Source organism: Pseudomonas sp. WS 5027, assembly GCF_012985695.1.
Taxonomy (GTDB): Bacteria; Pseudomonadota; Gammaproteobacteria; order Pseudomonadales; family Pseudomonadaceae; genus Aquipseudomonas; species Aquipseudomonas hygromyciniae.
Genome location: NZ_JAAQWU010000009.1, coordinates 68,949 through 88,072, shown reverse-complemented (window position 1 = coordinate 88,072; position 19,124 = coordinate 68,949). Strand labels below are relative to the sequence as shown.

The following is a 19,124-nucleotide window of genomic DNA, read 5'->3' as shown; positions in this document are numbered from 1 at the left end:
AGGATAGACGCGTTATCGTTAATGTTTTTCGCGAGCAAGCTCGCTCCTACAGTGGGTTGTGTCTTAGCCCTTCCAGACTTGCGGGTTCACCAGATCCTGCGGGCGTTGGCCCAACAGGGCGCTGCGCAGGTTGTCCAGGGCGCGGTTGGCCATGGCGTCGCGGGTTTCATGGGTGGCCGAACCGATATGCGGCAAGGTCACGGCATTGCTCAGTTGGAACAGCGGCGACTCAGCCAGGGGCTCGCGCTCATACACATCCAGCCCGGCGCCACGAATGCGCTGGGTTTGCAGGGCCTCGATCAGCGCCGGCTCGTCCACCACCGGGCCACGGGAGATATTCACCAGGATCGCGCTGGATTTCATCAGGCCCAACTCGCGATGGCTGATCAGATGCTTGGTCTTTTCACTCAAGGGCACCACCAGGCACACGAAATCCGCCTCGGCCAGCAACTGGTCCAGGCTGCGATACTGCGCCCCCAGTTCCTGTTCCAGCGCAGTCTTGCGGCTGTTGCCGCTGTAGAGGATCGGCATATTGAAGCCCAGGCGCCCACGGCGGGCGATGGCTGCGCCGATATTGCCCATGCCGACGATGCCCAGGGTCTTGCCGTGCACATCACAGCCGAACAACGGCGCACCGACGCTGGCTTTCCACTGCCCGGCCTTGGTCCAGGCGTCCAGTTCGGCCACCCGGCGGGCGCTGCTCATCAACAGGGCGAAGGCCAGGTCGGCGGTGCTTTCGGTCAACACATCGGGGGTATTGGTGAGCATGATCCCGCGTTCGTTGAAGTAGTCCACGTCGTAGTTGTCATAACCCACCGAGACGCTGGACACCACCTCAAGCTTGCCAGCACCTTCGAGCTGCGCCCGGCCCAGCTTGCGGCCCACCCCGATCAAACCGTGGGCGTGGGGCAGGGCTTCATTGAACTGCGCGTTGATATCGCCTTGCTTGGGATTGGGGACGATGACCTCGAAGTCCTGTTGCAGGCGTTCGATCATCTGGGGGGTGACACGGCTGAAGGCGAGGACAGTCTTTTTCATCGCAAGTGGGGCTCATCGACAGGGAAGAATGCCAAGCAAGCTAACATTCCTGCACCCACTTGTCAGGACACCGCATCACCAATGTGGGAGTGGGCTTGCCCGCTCCCACAGGGGACTTTCAATATTGGGGGGCCGTGTTCCAAATCAGGTTGTAAGGCGCACCGCCCCCAAACTGCCGCTTAACTCATACGCCGCGAGTTCCGCCTGGTGCGCCGCGAGGATCTCCGGCAGTGAGCCACGCAGGTATTCCACCCAGGTCTTGATCTTCGCATCCAGGTACTGGCGCGATGGGTAGATGGCGTACAGATTCAGTTCCTGGGAGCGGTAAGTCGGCATCATCCGCACCAGGGTGCCATTGCGTAGGCCTTCGATGGCCGCGTAGACCGGCAGCAGGCCAACACCCATGCCGCTGATGATCGCGGTCTTCATCGCGTCGGCGGAGTTCACCAAAAATGGCGAGCTGTTGATGCTCACGCTTTCCTGGCCATCGGGGCCGTTGAACACCCATTTGTCCAATTGGATCACCGGGCTGACCAGGCGCAGGCACGCATGGTTGAGCAGATCACTGGGCCGCTGCGCGCAGCCGTTGGCTTTGACGTAAGCCGGCGAGGCACAGACGATGCTGTAGGTGATCCCCAGGCGCTGGGAGACAAACCCCGAATCCGGCAACTCGCTGGCGAGCACGATGGACACGTCGTAGCCCTCGTCCAGCAGGTCCGGCACGCGGTTGGCCAGGGTCAGGTCGAAGGTCACATCGGGATGGGTGCGGCGGTAGCGGGCAATCGCATCGATCACGAAATGCTGGCCGATGCCGGTCATGGTATGCACTTTGAGCTGCCCGGCGGGGCGCGCATGGGCGTCGCTGGCCTCGGCCTCGGCTTCCTCGACATAGGCCAGGATTTGCTCGCAACGCAATAAATAGCGCTTGCCAGCCTCGGTCAGGGCGATGCGGCGGGTCGTGCGGTTGAGCAAGCGGGTTTGCAGATGGGCCTCCAGGTTGGAGACCGCGCGCGAGACGTTGGCTGTGGTGGTGTCCAGTTGCACCGCGGCGGCGGTGAAGCTGCCGGCTTCGGCGACACAACTGAAGGCGCGCATATTTTGCAAAGTGTCCATGGGGTGCTCTCAAGGGAGATGGCAAATTGTGACACGAAGTTACGGTGGCCAGTGACCCCGACCAATGGATTATCGCCTGAACGGTAACAAAGATTCACAGGAATCCCACCTTATCGCCATTCCTCGCGCCCCCTAGAATTGCCGCACCGTCCCCGCAACACCACCTCAGGAATTCGCAGCAGTGCCGCGTCGCATCAGCAGAGAGCTGAAGACTCTCAGTGTTTGGGCTTTATCGTTAGCAATCAGCGGCTGCATCGGAACCGGAGCAATTGCCCCCCAAGGCAAGAGTCTCGCCGCCAATACCTTGGCCACCGACGACGCAATCCAGAGCGCCGCCAGGGATGCGAACTGGCCGACCACCCAGTGGTGGCAAGCCTACGGTGATCCGCAACTCAACCATTGGATCGACCTCGCCGTTCAAGGCAGCCCCAGCATGGCCGAAGCCGCCGCCCGGGTGCGCGAAGCGCGGGCCATGGCCGGGCTTGCCGAGTCCGCCGAGGCCGTGCAGATCAACGGCGATGCCACGCTCAAGCGCCACAACTGGCCCAGCGATCAATTCTACGGCCCCGGCAAACTGGACAACGCCACCACCTGGGACAACAACGCCGCCCTGGGCCTGAGCTACGCCCTCGACCTGTGGGGGCGCGAGCGCAACGCCACTGAGCGCGCGGTGGACCTGGCCCATATGAGCGTCGCCCAGGCGCGCCAGGCCCAGTTGGAGCTGCAGAACAACGTGGTACGCGCCTACATCCAACTGTCGCTGCATTACGCCCAGCGCGATATCGTCGCCGCCACCCTGGCCCAGCAACAGCAGATCCTCGACCTGGCGCAAAAGCGCCTGGATGGTGGTATCGGCACCCACTTTGAAGTCAGCCAGGCCCAGACCCCATTGCCCGAAACCCATCGGCAACTGGACGCCCTCGACGAAGAAATCGCCCTGACCCGCAACCAACTGGCGGCCTTGGCCGGCAAGGGCCCGGGGGAGGGCGCGAAATTGCAGCGGCCGACCCTGGTCCTCGGCGCGCCGCTGAAATTGCCCTCGGCACTGCCTGCGCAATTGCTCGGCCAGCGTCCGGATGTTGTCGCCAGCCGCTGGCAAGTGGCGGCCCAGGCCCGGGGCATCGACGTGGCCCACGCCGGTTTCTACCCCAATGTAGACCTGGTGGGCAGCCTCGGCTACGTCGCTACCGGCGGCGGCATGCTGGGCTTTCTCACCGGCAAGAAGCTCAACTACAGCGTCGGCCCGGCGATCACCCTGCCGATCTTCGACGGTGGCCGCCTGCGCGCGCAATTGGGCGAAGCCAGCGCCGGCTACGACATTGCCGTGGCCCGCTACAACCAGACGCTGGTCAATGCGCTCAAGGGCATCAGCGACCAACTGATCCGCCGTGAATCCATGGCCAAGCAGCAGACCTTCGCCGCCGAATCGGTGGCCTCGGCGCAGAAAACCTATGACATCGCGATGATCGCCTACCAGCGTGGCCTGACCGATTACCTCAATGTGCTCAATGCCCAGACCTTGCTGTTTCGCCAGCAACAGGTCGAGCAACAGGTCCAGGCCGCGCGCCTGAGTGCCCATGCCGAACTGGTCACCGCCCTGGGCGGCGGCCTGGGTGCGGGCAACGATGCGCCGGCGGCAGGCACCACCGTCGCGAACAAGACCCCGGCGGCGTTGGCCGTGTTCGATCACTGATCAGGTTTCCCATGACTCCCTTGCCTGCACCGCTGCGTTGGCTGCATTCCCTGGAATGGCGCCGTGGCTTTTTCGACTGGGCGCGCAGTGATGGCGTGACCTGGGTCTACATCTTCAAAGTGCTGATCGCCGCGTTCCTCACCCTGTGGCTGGCCATGCGCCTGGAACTGCCGCAACCGCGCACCGCCATGATCACCGTATTTATCGTGATGCAACCGCAAAGCGGCCAGGTGTTTGCCAAGAGCTTCTACCGCTTCCTCGGCACCCTGGCGGGGTCGGCGGTGATGGTGTTGTTGATCGCCCTGTTTGCGCAAAACACCGAGTTGTTTTTGGGCGCGCTGGCGATCTGGGTGGGCGTGTGCACGGCCGGCGCCACGCGCAACCGCAACTTCCGCGCCTATGGTTTTGTACTGGCCGGCTACACGGCGGCGATGGTGGGCCTGCCGGCGCTGGCCCACCCGGACGGCGCGTTTATGGCGGCGGTATGGCGGGTGCTGGAAATCTCCCTGGGGATTCTCTGCGCGACCCTGGTCAGCGCCGCGATCCTCCCGCAGACCAGCAGCGCGGCCATGCGCAACGCCTTGTACCAGCGCTTTGGCACCTTCGCCCTGTTCGTCACCGACGGCCTGCGTGGCCGCAGCCAACGCGAAGGTTTTGAAAGCAGTAACGTGCGCTTTATCGCCGAAGCCGTGGGCCTTGAAGGGCTGCGCAGTGTCACCGTGTTCGAAGACCCGCATATGCGTCGGCGCAATGGCCGGCTCAGCCGCTTGAACAGCGAATTCATGGGCATCACTACGCGCTTCAACGCCCTGCACCAGTTGCTTGAACGCCTGCGCAGCGATGCTGCCGACCATGTGGTGGCCGCGATCAAACCCGGCCTGCAGGACTTGGCCGAGTTGCTCGATGGCTTCAGTGGGCGTGCCTTGACCAGCCCCGATGCCACGCGCCTGGTGAGCCAACTGACGGCCTATAAAGAGAGCCTGCCCGCCAAGGTCCGCAGCCTGCGGGCGCAGTTCCAGGAGAGCGGTCCGAGCGATGCCGAGCAGTTGGATTTCCACACCGCTTATGAGCTGCTGTACCGCTTTGTCGACGACCTGCACAACTACGCGCAGACCCACGCCTCCCTGGCCGAACACAGCCACGCGCGTGAGGACTGGGATGAGGCCTACACGCCGAAAACCAACTGGCTGGCCTGCGCCGCGTCGGGGATTCGTGCCTCATTCATTCTGGTGGTGCTGGGCAGTTACTGGGTGGCCACCGCCTGGCCCAGTGGCGCCACCATGACCCTGATCGCAGCGGCCACCGTGGGCCTGTCGGCTGCCACGCCGAACCCCAAGCGCATGGCTTTTCAAATGGCTTGCGGCACCCTGATCGGCGCCCTGGTGGGGTTCGTCGAGATGTTCTTCGTGTTTCCCTGGATCGACGGGTTCCCTTTGCTCTGCGTGATGCTCGCCCCGGTGATCGTGCTCGGCGCGTTCCTCTCCTCACGCCCGCAATACGCCGGGGTCGGCCTGGGCCTGCTGATTTTCTTCAGCACCGGCTCCGTGCCGGATAACCTGACGATCTACAACCCCTACACCTTTATCAACGACTACATCGCCATGATCATCGGCATGCTGGTGTGTGCAGCGGCGGGGGCGATTATCCTGCCGCCCAACAGCCCTTGGCTCTGGCGCCGCCTGGAGCACGACCTGCGTGAGCAAGTGGTGTTTGCCATCAGCGGCAAGCTCAAGGGCCTGGCCTCGGGGTTCGAGAGCCGCACCCGTGACCTGCTGCACCAGGCTTATGGCCTGGCCGCCGGCCAACCACAGGTGCAACGCAACCTGCTGCGCTGGATGTTCGTGGTGCTGGAAGTCGGTCACGCGATCATTGAGCTACGCAAGGAGCAGGCGATCCTGCCGGTGCATCCGGCGTATGCCGAGTTCCAACCGTGGCGCCAGGCGATCCGGGTGATGGGGCGTTCGCTGGTGCGGCTGTTCCTGCAACCGAGCCAGAGCAATCTGGAACGCGCCCTGATCGCGGTCGATCACGCCATCAGCCGCGTGCAAGCCACCGACGAACCCTTCGCCCCGCACTTCGACACCTCGGCCCTGCGCCGGGTCAAAAGCTACCTGCACTTTATCCGCACATCCCTGCTGGATCCGCAATCGCCCCTGGCCGCCCTCAAGCTTGAAGGAACCGTTCATGCCTCGTGAAATCGCCTTCCACGGCATCTACATGCCGACCATGACCCTGATGTTTTTCATCGCGGCGGGACTGGCCTGGGCCCTGGATCGCTTCCTGGCCGGCTTTGACCTGTACCGTTTTTTCTGGCACCCGGCGTTGCTGCGCCTGAGCCTGTTCACCTGTCTTTTCGGCGCCATGGCGCTGACCGTCTACCGTTGAGAATGCCCCGATGAAAAAGTTTTTCAGCCTGCTCGCAACCCTGCTGGTGTTGGCCCTGGCGATCTGGATTGGCCGCACCTTGTGGGTGCATTACATGCAGACGCCATGGACCCGCGATGGCCGGGTGCGTGCCGATATCATCAACGTCGCCGCCGACGTCACCGGCGAAGTGGTCGACGTGCCGGTGCGCGATAACCAGTTGGTGAAAAAGGGCGACCTGCTGATGCAGATCGACCCCGAGCACTACCGAATCGCGGTCAAACAGGCGCAGTCCCTGGTCGCCTCACGCAAAGCCACCTGGGAAATGCGCAAGGTCAACGCCCACCGCCGCGCCGACCTTGATGCTTTGGTGATCTCCAAGGAAAACCGCGACGACGCGAGCAACATCGCCGATTCTGCGCTGGCTGATTACCAACACGCGCTGGCGCAACTGGAAGCCGCCGAGCTGAATTTGAAACGCACGCAAGTGCTGGCGGCAGTGGATGGTTATGTCACCAACCTCAACGTGCATCGCGGCGACTACGCGCGTATAGGCGAAGCCAAGATGGCCGTGGTCGATATGAACTCGTTCTGGGTGTATGGCTTCTTCGAAGAAACCAAGCTGCCCCACGTCAAAGTCGGCGACAAAGCCGATATGCAACTGATGAGCGGCGAGACCCTCAAGGGCCACGTAGAAAGCATCTCCCGCGGCATCTACGACCGCGACAACCCCGAGAGCCGCGAACTGATCGCCGACGTCAACCCGACCTTCAACTGGGTACGCCTGGCGCAGCGGGTGCCGGTGCGCATTCATATCGATGAAGTACCGGAGGGCGTGTTGTTGGCAGCGGGGATTACCTGCACCGTGATCGTTAACCAGGCACAGAACTAAACAAAGGGCATCAGGCACATCGCCTATCGGTTCGCCGGCTCCTACAGGGGTCAATGGCCTTGGATGTAGGTCTCGTGCAGATGCCGCCACAGCAACGCGCCGCTTGCCTGTTTCTCGAATACTACGGTGGCGCGGCGGTCCGTCTGGGTGCCGCTGTCATCAACTTGATGTTCACGGTAAGTCACCGTGGCGCCCCGTGCATGTCGGTCAATGCCGGTCAGTTCGCTCAAGGTGATTTTCAACCCCGGACGCATGCCGCCCAGGCGGGTGAACAGGGCGTTGACCCCGGCTGCATTGACCCGCGCGCCGGTGGCAGGGGCGATCATGCTGAACTCGGGGGAGAAGCGCGCCAGCAGATTCTGCAGGGTGCCTTCGGGGGCTGTGCCGGCAAACCATTGCTCGATCTCGATGTGGGTCTGGATCACTTCTTCAAAAAAGTCGCTGTAATCAATCATCATTGAGGCTCGCTGGCTGGGTGAAGCAGTGCGCGAACCCTGGAGGTATCCAGGCTCAGCACTGCCAAGAGCGGCAGCAGTGTCAGGGCTGCCGCGATCAAGAAGGTCATGGTGAAGGAATCCGAGGCCGATAGCACGGCGCTGAGTACCGCTGCACCGAGGCAAAAGCTCAGTTGCCGATTGATATTCCACAGCGCACTGGCGTGGCCCATGCGCTGGGCGGGGATATCGAGAAAGGCCAGGGTCTGTGCAGTGCTGCTGCACAGGCTGCCGCCCAGGCCCATCAGGCCGTAGGCGAGAATGATCAGGGACGGCTCGTTGAGCAACAGGATGCCGCCGCATTGCAGCCCCATGCCCGCCAGCAGCAAGGGCTTGGGGCCGCAGCGGTTGAACAGCTGCTTGCTGAGGAAGATGGCCAGCGCCGATGCCAATGCCCACGGCAGCATCAGTGCGCCGGTGCGCGTGGCGTCATAGCCCTGGCCGCGCAGGTAGAGGATGGCGATCAGGCTGGTGCCGATAAACACACCGGGGATGCACACGTAGACGAGCATCGCGATGCGCAGCATCGGGTTGCTGATCTGTTTGAACAGGTTGCCCATCTCCAGGGTGGGGCGCGCAGTTGCCGGCGCGTCCGGTTTTATCCACAGCCACGCCAGCAGCAGGGTGAACAACGCCAACGGCAAGTTGGCGTAGAAGATCCAGCGCCAGGACACGCTATCGACCAGCAACCCGCCCAACGCCGGTGACAGCGCCGGCACCAGCAGTGCCACCGACATCACCCGGGCGGTGAGTTGGCTGCGTTCTGCGGCGGGAAAGTGTCGATAAGCCAAGGCCTGCCCCACCGGGATCAGCAGGCCACCGCCCAAACCTTGCAGCAAGCGCCAACCGATCAGCGCCTCAATCGAGCGGGCCTGACCAACCATTACTGAAGCGCCCGCGAACAGCAGCAGGCTGGCGGCAATCAAACGTCTTTCTCCGAGCATTGCCGCCAGCCATACACTGAAGGGAATGATCACGGTCAGCCCGAGCAGGTAGGCATTGCTGACCCACGCCAATTGCGTGACCGAAGCCTGCAGCTCGCGGGCGATATCCGGGTAGGCGACGGTGGCGACAAACATGTTCACCAGGTCGAGGGCGAAGCCCAGCAAAAAGATCCAGGTGATTTTCGAGCGGTAGGTCATGAACATGATCCTGCGAGTGAGGCGAGCAGGGTAGGCGTGCTGCAGGGCTTGGGATACCTCGGTTTGCCTGCTAGTTTGTCAAATTCATTTTGACAAAGGGGCTGGTGACCATGGTCAGCCTGGACCGATTCGATACATTCAAGGCCGTAGTCGAGGCCGGCTCGTTGACGGCCGCTGCCGAGCTGCTGGGCCAGACCCGTGCGGTGGTCAGTTTCAACCTCAAGCGCCTGGAGGCCGAGCTGGGCGTTACCCTGTTGACCCGCAGCACCCGTCAACTGGCGCTCACCGACGCCGGCGAACGCTTTTATTCACGCTGTACCCGCATGCTCGAAGAAGCGCGGCTGGCGGTGGAAGAGGCCCGCAGCGAACACGCCCAACTCAAGGGCACGCTGCGTATCACCACCACCGTCGAATATGCGCTGGCCGTGGTTGCACCGAGGGTGGAAGCCTTCCGGCGCCTGCATCCGGACCTGAATGTTCACTTATCCACATCCTCCACCCATGCCGATTTGATTTCGGAGCGTTTTGACGTGGCGATTCGGCTGGGGCGCTTGCTCGACTCCAACCATCGTGCGGTGCAGTTATCGACGTTCGAGGTGTTTGCGGTGGCAGCGCCTGCGTTTGCCGGGATTCGCACGCTCGATGAGCTGGAACAAGTGCCCAAGCTGGGCCATGGCCGCCTGACCGAGCTAAGCCTGAGCGACCCGGCCGGTGCCGAGCATCAATATCGCCCCGGCCCCACTGCACTGACGGCCGACAGCGCGTCTGTGCTTCAGGCGTTTGCCCTGCGCGGCCATGGCGTAGCAGTGCTGCCGCAATGGCTGGTGCAGGAGGATCTTGAGGCGGGCAGGTTGGTGCGCCTGCTGGCGGACCATCGCTTCGCCCTACAGGGGATTTACGCCATGTACCCGGATACGCGGCATTTGCCGCTGAAGGTGCGGGCGTTTATTGATTTTATGAAGGGCTAGAGTGAACCCGAGAGCCCGAAGCGCTTCTTCAAGACTTTCTCCAGTAACGCTTTAGGCAACAGCGCTGACATCAACGGCAACGCGGTGCTGCCATTGCCTGCACGCAGCAGCCGTGGTGGCTTGGGTTGTTGCACCGCCCTCAGCACTTGCGCGGCAAATTGCTCGGCCGAAGTCGGGTTGTTCTGTGAAGCCTGGGACCGTGCACGAATACCTTCACGCAACGGCCACCACGGCGATTTTTCGTTAATCAACAACTCCGCCTGGGCCCCGGCGTTTTTCGCAAAGCTTGTATCGATTGCCCCCGGCTGCACTTCCATCACCCGCACGCCAAACGGCGCCAGTTCCATGCGCAATGCGTCGCTCAAGGCATGTACGGCGGCCTTGGAGGCACAGTAGGCGCCGGCGAATGGCGTGACCAGCACCCCGGAAACACTGCCGATATTCACCACCAGGCCTTTGCCTGCGCGCAGGGCGGGGAATAGCGCCTGGGTCACGCCGACGATGGAAAACACGTTGGTCTCGAACTGGCGCTGCATCGCCTCGGTGCCGCCGTCGAGCAACGGGCCCATGGCGCCGTAGCCGGCGTTGTTGATCAGCACATCCAGCTCGCCCCACTGTTCGGCCAGGTGTTGCAGGGCGGCGCTGTCGTTGACGTCTAGGTTCACCGCATTAAAACCTGCAGCGGCGAGGGCGGCGACGTCGTCTTCACGACGGGCGCTGGCCCACACGTCGAAGCCGGCGGACTTGAACGCGTCAGCCAGGGCACGGCCAATGCCGCTGGAGCAACCGGTGATAAGCACGTTGGGCATGGATCAATCCTATGTCGGGTCAGTCGGCGAAGCTGCCTTGCAGGTGCTCGGCGCGAAATTCCAGGGTTTGCGGGCGATAGCCGGGGCGCAGCGGCGGTACGGGCAGGCAGTCTTCCCAATCGGCACCGGCCTGCAACTCGCCGGGGCCGCGGTAGCGGGGGGCCGCATAGACGTTATCGGCCAGGTTCACCGTGTCACCCGGCGCGTAGGCGGCGACGCGCCAGCGCAATTCGGTCAGGGGCACGTCGTTGCCGTTGTTGAGCTTGAGCTGCAAGGGGCGGTCGGCGGGGCACTGCTCGGGGGCGTAGCTGATGCGCAGCTCCAGGCGCGATAGCTGCGAGGCTTCGCGGCTGTCCAGCCACACCACCCACATCGCCACGAACCCCAGGCCCACGGCGGCCGCCAGGGAAACCGGCAAGGCCTTGGCGGGGTAGCGCAGCAGCAGGATCAGCCAGGTGATGATCAGTAGAACGCCGAAGAACATGGAGACCACCTCAAATAAGGAACGAGCATCCTAACTGAAGCGTAGGCGTGATTGGCTACCTTAAGAGGTGTGTTGGCTGGGCTGACGCCTTCGCGAGCAAGCCCGCTCCCACAGGTTGACCGTATTCCAAGGATGGACCCGGCCCAACTGTGGGAGCGGGCTTGCTCGCGAAAAGGCCCTCAGCATCACCCAAAACCCCAAAAAAGCCCCCACCCAGCCCACTGCGGATAGGGGACGCAATGGGCTGGATAGGGGCTTCTCGTACGACTGTTTTACTGCGCGATGGTTTTCACCGACACGCCACGCTCAACCGGCGTCGAGCGTCCGTAGATATCCTCGAACCGCTCGATATCGTCTTCGCCCAGGTAACTGCCCGATTGCACTTCGATAATCTCCAACGGGATCTTGCCCGGGTTGCGCAGGCGATGCACCGAGGCAATCGGGATGTAGGTGGATTGGTTCTCGCACAGCAGGAACACGTTCTCGTCGCACGTCACTTCAGCGGTGCCACTGACCACGATCCAGTGTTCGGCGCGGTGGTGGTGCATCTGCAGCGACAGGCACGCGCCCGGCTTGACCGAGATGTGCTTGACCTGGAAGCGCCCACCCATGTCCACCGAGTCGTAGGAGCCCCACGGGCGGTAGACCTCGCAGTGGTTCTGGGTCTCGCTGCGCCCCTGTTCGTTGAGGGTGTTGACCATCTGCTTGACGCCCTGGACCTTGTCCTTGTGGGCAATCATCATCGCGTCCTTGGTTTCCACCACCACGATGTTTTCCAGGCCGATCACCGACACCAGCTTGCCGTTGCCGTGGATCATGCAGTTCTTGCTGTCCTGGATCACCACGTCGCCTTTGGTCACGTTGCCGTTGGCATCTTTGTCATTGACCGCCCACAGCGAGGCCCAGCAGCCCACGTCGCTCCAGCCGGCACTGAGCGGCACCACGCAGGCGCGCTGGGTTTTTTCCATTACCGCGTAGTCGATGGAATTGTCCGGGCAGCAGGCGAAGGTGGCTTCGTCGAAGGTCACGGTATCAGCGGTATGCTCGCTGCGCTCGAGGGTCAGCACGCAGGTGTCGTAGATGTCCGGGTCGTGCTTTTTCAGCTCTTCGAGGAAGCGGCTGGCACGGAACAGGAACATGCCGCTGTTCCAGAAATAACCGCCGCTTTTGACGAACTCCACCGCACGTTTTTCATCCGGCTTCTCGACGAACTGCTGCACGCGGCTGACGCCTTCGGGCAGCAGTGAATCGTTGGTGGACTTGATGTAGCCGTAGCCGGTCTCCGGGCGTGTGGCCGGCACGCCGAACAGCACCATTTCGCCACGCTCGGCGGCCACGGTGGCCAGGGCCAGGGCGCGTTGCAGGGCTTTTTGATCGTCCAGGACGTGGTCGGCGGGCAGCACCAGCATCAGTTCGTCACGGCCTTCGTTGACCAGCATCATCGCGGTCAGGGCCACGGCCGGCGCGGTGTTGCGGCCAAAGGGCTCCATCAGGATGCGCTGGCTTTCCAGCTTGCGCGTGCTCAACTGCTCGTTGACGATGAAGCGGTGGTCTTTGTTGCAGACAATGATCGGTGCGTCCATGCCTTCAAACACCAGGCGCTCCAGGGTTTGCTGGAACAGCGTGTGTTCGCCGGTCAGGGCCAGGAACTGCTTAGGGAACTGTTTGCGGGAAAGCGGCCAAAGACGTGAGCCGCTACCACCGGAAAGGATTACTGGGATCATGGGTTTCTCCTTGAATCTGTATGGGTTAGAGCAACGAAATTCAGTCGTTTCACTCTTGTTTTTGTCTCGGTCCGAACTGCCACCTTGATCCCCTGTAGGAGCGAGCTTGCTCGCGAAGCACTTCCAGACACCGCGTTCATTCAGAATGCCCGCGTTATCGTTGGCGATTTTCGCGAGCAAGCTCGCTCCTACAGTGGGTAGCCGTCAATTCAGGAAATCATTAGCGGGTCGACACGGGGCGCTTGACCCACACTGGCGACAGGCTGCTGCCGGAACCGGTGACATACAGCACCGCTGCCTCACCACGCTCCAGCGCCACCGGCTTCACGTCGCCGACCTTCTTGTCGCCGTCATACAGCGCCAGGCTGACCTTCACCGGGTTGATCTCGCGCTCGCCGCGGCCTTTGGCGGCCACGGCCTTGACCACGTCGGTCTTGCCGTCGGCGGTCTTCAGGGTCAGGGCCTTGTCGCTGAGGTTCTGCACGCGCACCAGGGATTTCTGCTTGTTCTTGAACGGTGGTTCTTCGATCAGTTGCGGCTGGCCAGTGCCGCTGTTGACCAGGGTGTAGTAATGATCGGCGGCCAGCTTGACCGTGACGTTCTGGCTGCCGACCTTGGCGCTGTAGTCACCGCCCGGCAGGAAGCTGAAGTCGCTGCTGGCCAGGGGTGCCACATCGCTTAACGCGGTGTTGCCGACGCTGGCGCTGACTTCCTGGTTGCTGGCGTTGAACAGGCGCACGAAGCTCGAGCCTTTCGGCGCGATGGGGCCGTAGAGGGCGGCGTCGCCGGCGAAGGCGGACATCGATACGAAGCTCATGCCAGCGGCCAGGGCCAGGGTCTTGGCGAGACGACGCGGAGTAGTAGTGAAAGTCATGTGAGTTACCTCTCTTTCAGTTTTGCGCCCGGTCGGGCGTCTCGGATTTTTCGGTTTTAACGGGGGTGTTGCTTGCCATGTTCTGTTGGCGCGTACCGGCTTGTTTGAGTTGCGCAACCCACTTGGGGTCGGCCTCGCCGATTTCGTTGTTCACCGGCAGATAGCGTTCTGGAAACTCCCAGATCAGCACTTGTGGCGGGCTGTTCTTGAAGTCATCGCTTTTCAGGTAGCTGAGCATCGGCAGGATCGGGCCGTGGCCGTCTTCGGAGTAGTTCACCACTTCGCTGCCCAGGGCTTGCTTGAGGGCACCGACGAAGTTCCAGTTGGGGTTGGCGCTGTAACTGGTGCCCACCAGGGCCACCGGCATTTCGCTGTCGGCAAACAGGGCATCGTCGCCCGCCGTCTGGGCCTGCACCGCGTGGGTCACGCGTTTTTGCAGAGGCTCCTTGGGCGGCATCAGGTTTTCGAACAGCGGGTCCAGAGGCAGGAACAGGCGCAGGTCACCGCTGTGGGGGGCGATGCTTTCGGCGTCGGTGACAAACCGCTGGGGCTCGCCGCTGAGCAGGGTCTTGGCGTTGATTGCACTGGCCAATTGTTTGGCGGCGACTTCGGCGCCATCCGGGGTCCAGTGGGTGTCGGTACGCAGAAACACTTGCTGGCCGTGGAGCTTGGCTTGTTGTAGCGGGCCCAGCAGGTCGGGGGCGATGATCTTGTCGGCGGCAACCCGGGCATGGAAGTCCTGGTAGAGCCCGGCGTGAATGCTCGCCGGTTGCACTTCACCCAGGTGCTCGGGGTACAGGCGCACCTTGGCTGGGACAATTGCCATCACCAACTGCACGCCCTTGGCCTTGAGGGTCTGGCGCACGCCTTCGACCAGGGCGTAGTTGTCTTGCAGGTTCTGCTCTTCGTTGACGGCGGGGTTGAACTCCTCGTCGCTGTACAACCAGTGATCGCGACCCAGCACCACGCCGGGGCGGCCTTCGTTGAACAGCTTGTAGTCCAGCGCCGCCCAGAGGTTGGTGCCCAGGCGCTTGATCGGGAACTCATCGTCGTAATGGGTCTCGACCGCCTTGGCCCAGCGCCCGTTGAGCACGGTGGCGTCGGCGTTGGTATTGAAACCGAAGAAACTGCGCACCGACCACGCGCCCAGGGCCATAAGCAGGGCCATGAACAGCGCGGTGTAGAGGATGCGGAATGAGCGGGTCATGGTCGGCTCCCTCAGAATTGGAAGTAAAGGAACGGCGAGAAGCTTTGCGCCGAGAGTTTTAGAATCGACGCCACGAACAGCAGCAGAATCAGGGCGCGCATGGCATAGCGTGGCCAGTCGGCAGTCCAGTAGGCCGGTTGCACGGCGGCGTTGCTGCCGACGCTGAAGCCGGGTTCCTGGATGCTGCCGGGGTTATCCCCAGGCACCGCCTTGATCAGGCTCGGGTCAGCCGGCTTGGCCTTGTCGGCCGGGCGATTGCTGTAGAAGTCGCGCAGGCCGAAGAACGCCAGCGTGGCGTAGGCCACCACCATGGTTGCCACTTGCAGGCCCGTCAGGCTGGCGCGGTTGAGTTCCGACAGCGACCATTCGCCAAAGCTGAACATCGCGCCGTACATGCGCCCGGCAACGTGCAGGTTTTCGGCACGGAAGATCACCCAGCCCATCACCACCAGCAGGAAGGTGAAGGCCCAGCGCACCGGGTTGAAGCTGCGTGGCGAGGTGTTGAGGCCGATGGCTTTTTCAATCGCCAGCCACATGCCGTGCCAGGCGCCCCACACGATGTAGGTGATGTTCGCGCCGTGCCACAGGCCGCCGAGCAACATGGTCAGGAACAGGTTGCGATAGGTGGTCAGCGTGCCTTTACGGTTGCCGCCCAGCGTGATGTACAGATAGTCGCGCAACCAGGTGGACAGGCTGATATGCCAGCGCCGCCAGAACTCGGTGATCGATTGGCTGATATACGGCTGCTTGAAGTTTTCCATGAAGCGGAAACCCATCATCAAGCCCAGGCCGATGGCCATGTCGCTGTAGCCGGAGAAGTCGAAATACAGCTGCGCGGTATACGCCAGCGCGCCGAGCCAGGCATCGCCCGTGGTGGGGTTTTGCAGGGCGAAGCAATGGTCGGCCACTACCGCCAGGGTGTCGGCGATAAACACCTTCTTGATAAAGCCCTGCATGAACCGCGTGCAGCCCTCGGAGAATTTATCCAGGGTGTGGGTGCGGTTGTTGAACTGGTCGGCCAGGTCGCGAAAGCGCAGCACGGGGCCGGCGATCAGGTGCGGGAAGATCGCCACGAACGCCGCAAAGTCGATGAGGTTGCGGGTCGCCGGGGTGTCGCCACGGTACACGTCGATGATGTAGCTGATGGACTCGAAGATGTAGAACGAGATCCCGATCGGCAACAGCACGTGGGTCAGGATAAACGGCTCCAGGCCCGCCGATTTCATCATCATGTTGATGCTGTCGACACCGAAGTTGGCGTACTTGAAGTAGCCCAGGATGCACAGGTCGACCGCCACCCCGAGCAACAGCCAGCGCTGCGCCGGCTTGGTGCGCACGCCAGCGGCACCGACCTTGAGGCCGATCCAGTAGTTCCACAGGGTCACGGCGGCGAACAGCGCCAGGAAGTCCACCCGCCACCAGGCGTAGAACACGTAGCTGGCAATCAGCAGCAGCAGATTGCGATAGCGTTGCCCGCTCAAATAGTACAAGCCGAGAAAGATCGGCAAGAACAGAAACAGGAACACATTGGACGAGAAAACCATCCCGATCTCTCCATGTTTAACCAACAGTCAAGGGCCAACGGCCCCCCCAAACCCCCCACGAAAAACCGGGGAGGGCGGTATTACTTTTTCACTGTCGAAACCGGCTCAAAATGTGGGAGCGGGCTTGCTCGCGAAGGCGGTGTGTCATTCAACACAGTAGGCGACTGTTACACCGCCTTCGCGAGCAAGCCCGCTCCCACATTGGGAGCCCGTTCCATCAACGGCCTTTTTCGTGCGCCGGGTCGTAGACCTTGGTCAGGTCGCCGCCCAGGCGGAAGGTCTTGAACGGTTGCATGTCGTGCTTGCGTTCGAGTACATCCGGGGCGCAGGTGTAGAGGGTGCAGAAGGGTTCGAGCCAGGCGAATTTGGAGTCCTGCTCCAGGTCATGCATGTCCTGCTCCTTGCCGTTCTTCTGCTCGAAGATGTCCGGGTCCTTCACCCCGGCCAGCACTTTGTCGCCCAGGCGCTTGAGCGCGCCGTTGTTTTCGCCGCGTACGTCCACGCCATTGACCAGGGCAAAACTGGCGATCATCGCCAGCGGCGGCAGGGCGTAGTTGTGGTAGGCCAACGCCCGTTGCTGGCGCTTCAATTCGTTGGGCAGGTAGCCCTGGGCGTCGACCTGGTTGGCGCCGACCTTGTATTCCTTGACGGCCCAATCGAACAGGTCGCGACGGTTGGTGGCGACGGACGTGGCCATCACCGACCAGGCGGCCCAGTACGAGTGGTTGTTGGTTTTTTCCAGGGGCAGGTTGTCCCAGTCGCTGACCACTTGCTCGGCCAGTTTGTTGAACCAGGCTTCGATCAGTTGCGACTCCTGCGGGTACTTGGCCAGCGGTTGCGATTCGGAGAACTTCAGGCGCACATAGGCCGAGGCCATGCTGCCCAGCGCCCATTTGCGCATGGACTTGCCGGTGTGGTTGAAGTCCTTGGACATCAGCGCATCGGCCTTGGCCCAGCTCACCAGCCAGTTGAGGGTGCATTGCAATTGCTCCGGGCGACCGTCGCGCATGAACTGCATCACCCGCTTGCTGGTGTCTTTTTCCAGTTTGGTGATATCGGCGGTGCTGTCGCGAAAGGCTTTTTCCGACTGCACATTCAGGGTCGAGCGGGCTTTGTCGGAGCCCTCGTATTTGCTGCGAAACTGCAGCGAACCGGTATACGGCGTCGGCATGGCGTCGCAGTCGTTCTTGAAGTCGCCGGTCTTGAACGCTTCAATCGGCGCGAAATAGCCCTGGGGCGGGCGCAGCGGCGCGGCGGCGTTGGCTTGACCTGCAAACATCGCCAGGCCCAGCAGCGTTGGAATCAGTAACTTCTGCATAGGTAACCTCATTGCCCAAGTTGCGCGGTCTGCTGACCGCCGCTTGGGAATACGTTGCGTGTGCAAATTTTCGCTTCGACTTTCTGCGCGGCAGCGCCCGCTTCGGGGCCCTGCACTTCCACGGCCAGCAGGTTCTGCGAGGCCCAGTCTTCATCGGTGCGCAGTTCAAAGGCGAAACGCCCGTCTGTCTCGGATGTTTCGGGTTTGTCGATCTTGATGTCCTCGTGGCGGCCGTTCATGTACCAGAGGGTGGCTTGCAGGGTTTTCACCGAGGGATCGGCGAAGCGAATGTCGACCTGATGACGGTTGTTGCGCAGGTCCATGTTTTTGCTGTTGACCATCAGCTCGTTCTTGCCGGGCTTGAGGGTGGTGCTGGCGCTCATCTGCGCTGGCTTGCCTTCGCAACCGTTGTCGAGCAGGGCCATCATCTGGCGGTAGATGGTTTCCTGGTCGAGGCGATACAGCGGCGAGAACTCCCAGATCAGAATCTTCGGTGGGCTTTTCTGGAATTCTTCGCTGCCCAGGTACTGGATCATCGAGCCTTCCAGGCCACCGCCGGGGAAGGCGACGTTAAGGATATCGGCGCCGATTTCCTGTTCCAGGAAGCCGGCGAAGTTGTAGTTCTTGCCGCTGTGGCTGGTGCCCACCAGGGTGATCTGCGGGTTGCCGGAATCGCCGAACAGGTCGCCGTCCGCCGCCTCGCCCTTGGGCTCGGTGCTGAACTGGTCCATGTACTGGATCGCGTAGCTGGTGCCGCACAACTGCCCGGCCATGTTGTGCAGGGTGCCGGTCTTGCCCATGCGCCCGGATTTCTTGGTCTCGAATTCACGCTGGGGGATCCCGGCGAATTCAGGCATGGCCCGCACCTTGGCCCCGACGATTTTCGCGGTGCGCTGGGCGCCATACGGGGTCCAGTGCTGGTCGCCACGGAAGTAGAAGTCGTGGGCCGGCATCTCGTCCGGCAGTTGTTCATTGGTCAGCGGCGACAGGTCCGGCACCACGTAGCCCATCTTGGCAAAGCGCCCAAGCATGGTTTTGTAGTTGCCCAGGGCCTTGTCGAAATCAAAGCGCGCTTTTTCTGCCGGGTTGAGCTTGTTGCGGTTAACCAGGCCACGGGTCGGCTGGTAGACCACCACCAGTTCCACACCTTTGCTTTTGAACGCATCGTGCAGTTGCTGCATGCGCTTGTAGCCGGCCGGGGTGGTGTCGAATTCGGTGCGCAGGTCTTCCTGGGTACGGAACAGCCAGTCGCCCTGGGCCTGGACCAGGGTGGTGAAGTTCTGCTGGTAGCGAGTGGTGTAGTTCTTTGCGTCGTGAGCCTCGGGGCACAGGTTGCAGCACGGCTCGGCGGTAAAGTTCGGCGCCTTGATTTCATCGGCGCGCACGCCGCTGCTGGCGGCCAGGATGCCGAGGGTCAAACCCGAGAGGCTGAGCAGCTTGATCATGTGTGGGTGCATAAA

17 protein-coding genes are annotated in these 19,124 nt (G+C 62.2%); 5 read left to right on the top strand and 12 right to left on the bottom strand.

Annotated features, from left to right (window positions below; all coding sequences use genetic code 11):
- Window positions 1–63: 63 nt before the first annotated feature.
- Complete coding sequence (locus HBO09_RS13225) at window positions 64–1,038, bottom strand: D-glycerate dehydrogenase (protein ID WP_169994548.1); 975 nt, start codon at window positions 1,036–1,038, stop codon at window positions 64–66.
- A gap of 144 nt (window positions 1,039–1,182) precedes the next feature.
- Window positions 1,183–2,151 (bottom strand): LysR family transcriptional regulator, encoded by a 969-nt coding sequence (locus tag HBO09_RS13220; RefSeq protein WP_029297870.1) that lies wholly within the window; start codon window positions 2,149–2,151, stop codon window positions 1,183–1,185.
- A 181-nt stretch (window positions 2,152–2,332) separates the two neighbouring features.
- Between HBO09_RS13220 and HBO09_RS13215 the strand changes: the two genes are divergently transcribed.
- From HBO09_RS13215 to HBO09_RS13200, 4 genes are read left to right on the top strand one after another with little or no spacing between them, the layout of a single operon-like run.
- Window positions 2,333–3,844: an efflux transporter outer membrane subunit gene (locus HBO09_RS13215; protein ID WP_169994546.1), complete on the top strand. Its 1,512-nt coding sequence runs from the start codon at window positions 2,333–2,335 to the stop codon at window positions 3,842–3,844.
- 11 nt (window positions 3,845–3,855) lie between these two features.
- A complete protein-coding gene (locus HBO09_RS13210) occupies window positions 3,856–6,039 on the top strand; it encodes an FUSC family protein (protein ID WP_169994544.1) in 2,184 nt (727 codons plus the stop codon).
- Window positions 6,029–6,229 carry a DUF1656 domain-containing protein gene (locus HBO09_RS13205; RefSeq protein WP_029297878.1) on the top strand — a complete coding sequence of 67 codons (201 nt, stop codon included), beginning with the start codon at window positions 6,029–6,031 and terminating at the stop codon, window positions 6,227–6,229. The genes HBO09_RS13210 and HBO09_RS13205 overlap by 11 nt, the downstream gene beginning before the upstream one ends.
- Before the next feature lie 10 nt (window positions 6,230–6,239).
- Window positions 6,240–7,100 (top strand): HlyD family secretion protein, encoded by an 861-nt coding sequence (locus tag HBO09_RS13200; RefSeq protein WP_070995625.1) that lies wholly within the window; start codon window positions 6,240–6,242, stop codon window positions 7,098–7,100.
- A 50-nt stretch (window positions 7,101–7,150) separates the two neighbouring features.
- Here the strand turns inward: HBO09_RS13200 and HBO09_RS13195 are convergent, their stop codons facing one another.
- Both HBO09_RS13195 and HBO09_RS13190 read right to left on the bottom strand, forming a co-directional pair.
- Complete coding sequence (locus HBO09_RS13195; protein ID WP_169994707.1) at window positions 7,151–7,555, bottom strand: DUF4440 domain-containing protein; 405 nt, start codon at window positions 7,553–7,555, stop codon at window positions 7,151–7,153.
- Complete coding sequence (locus HBO09_RS13190) at window positions 7,555–8,736, bottom strand: MFS transporter (RefSeq protein ID WP_169994542.1); 1,182 nt, start codon at window positions 8,734–8,736, stop codon at window positions 7,555–7,557. Before HBO09_RS13190 ends, HBO09_RS13195 begins: the two co-directional genes overlap by 1 nt.
- A 110-nt stretch (window positions 8,737–8,846) precedes the next feature.
- Here HBO09_RS13190 and HBO09_RS13185 point away from each other — a divergent pair, with 110 nt between their 5' ends.
- Window positions 8,847–9,704, top strand: a complete 858-nt coding sequence (locus HBO09_RS13185; RefSeq protein WP_169994540.1) for a LysR family transcriptional regulator — start codon at window positions 8,847–8,849, stop codon at window positions 9,702–9,704.
- Here HBO09_RS13185 and HBO09_RS13180 read toward each other — a convergent pair.
- The 8 genes from HBO09_RS13180 to HBO09_RS13145 form a co-directional block, all read right to left on the bottom strand.
- Window positions 9,701–10,513, bottom strand: a complete 813-nt coding sequence (locus HBO09_RS13180) for an SDR family oxidoreductase (RefSeq protein ID WP_169994538.1) — start codon at window positions 10,511–10,513, stop codon at window positions 9,701–9,703. The genes HBO09_RS13185 and HBO09_RS13180 overlap by 4 nt on opposite strands.
- Window positions 10,514–10,532: 19 nt before the next feature.
- Window positions 10,533–10,997 (bottom strand): multidrug transporter, encoded by a 465-nt coding sequence (locus HBO09_RS13175; protein ID WP_169994536.1) that lies wholly within the window; start codon window positions 10,995–10,997, stop codon window positions 10,533–10,535.
- Between the two features lie 272 nt (window positions 10,998–11,269).
- Complete coding sequence (locus tag HBO09_RS13170; protein WP_169994534.1) at window positions 11,270–12,721, bottom strand: mannose-1-phosphate guanylyltransferase/mannose-6-phosphate isomerase; 1,452 nt, start codon at window positions 12,719–12,721, stop codon at window positions 11,270–11,272.
- Window positions 12,722–12,941: 220 nt separating this feature from the next.
- Window positions 12,942–13,595: an alginate O-acetyltransferase AlgF gene (locus HBO09_RS13165; RefSeq protein WP_029297892.1), complete on the bottom strand. Its 654-nt coding sequence runs from the start codon at window positions 13,593–13,595 to the stop codon at window positions 12,942–12,944.
- 16 nt (window positions 13,596–13,611) lie between these two features.
- Window positions 13,612–14,802 (bottom strand): alginate O-acetyltransferase, encoded by a 1,191-nt coding sequence (locus HBO09_RS13160; protein ID WP_169994532.1) that lies wholly within the window; start codon window positions 14,800–14,802, stop codon window positions 13,612–13,614.
- A gap of 11 nt (window positions 14,803–14,813) precedes the next feature.
- On the bottom strand, window positions 14,814–16,346 hold the full coding sequence (locus HBO09_RS13155) for an MBOAT family protein (protein WP_169994530.1): 1,533 nt from the start codon (window positions 16,344–16,346) through the stop codon (window positions 14,814–14,816).
- A gap of 217 nt (window positions 16,347–16,563) precedes the next feature.
- Window positions 16,564–17,664 (bottom strand): mannuronate-specific alginate lyase, encoded by a 1,101-nt coding sequence (locus tag HBO09_RS13150; protein WP_169994528.1) that lies wholly within the window; start codon window positions 17,662–17,664, stop codon window positions 16,564–16,566.
- Between the two features lie 8 nt (window positions 17,665–17,672).
- Window positions 17,673–19,121 carry an alginate O-acetyltransferase gene (locus HBO09_RS13145; protein ID WP_169994526.1) on the bottom strand — a complete coding sequence of 483 codons (1,449 nt, stop codon included), beginning with the start codon at window positions 19,119–19,121 and terminating at the stop codon, window positions 17,673–17,675.
- Between the last annotated feature and the right edge of the window lie 3 nt (window positions 19,122–19,124).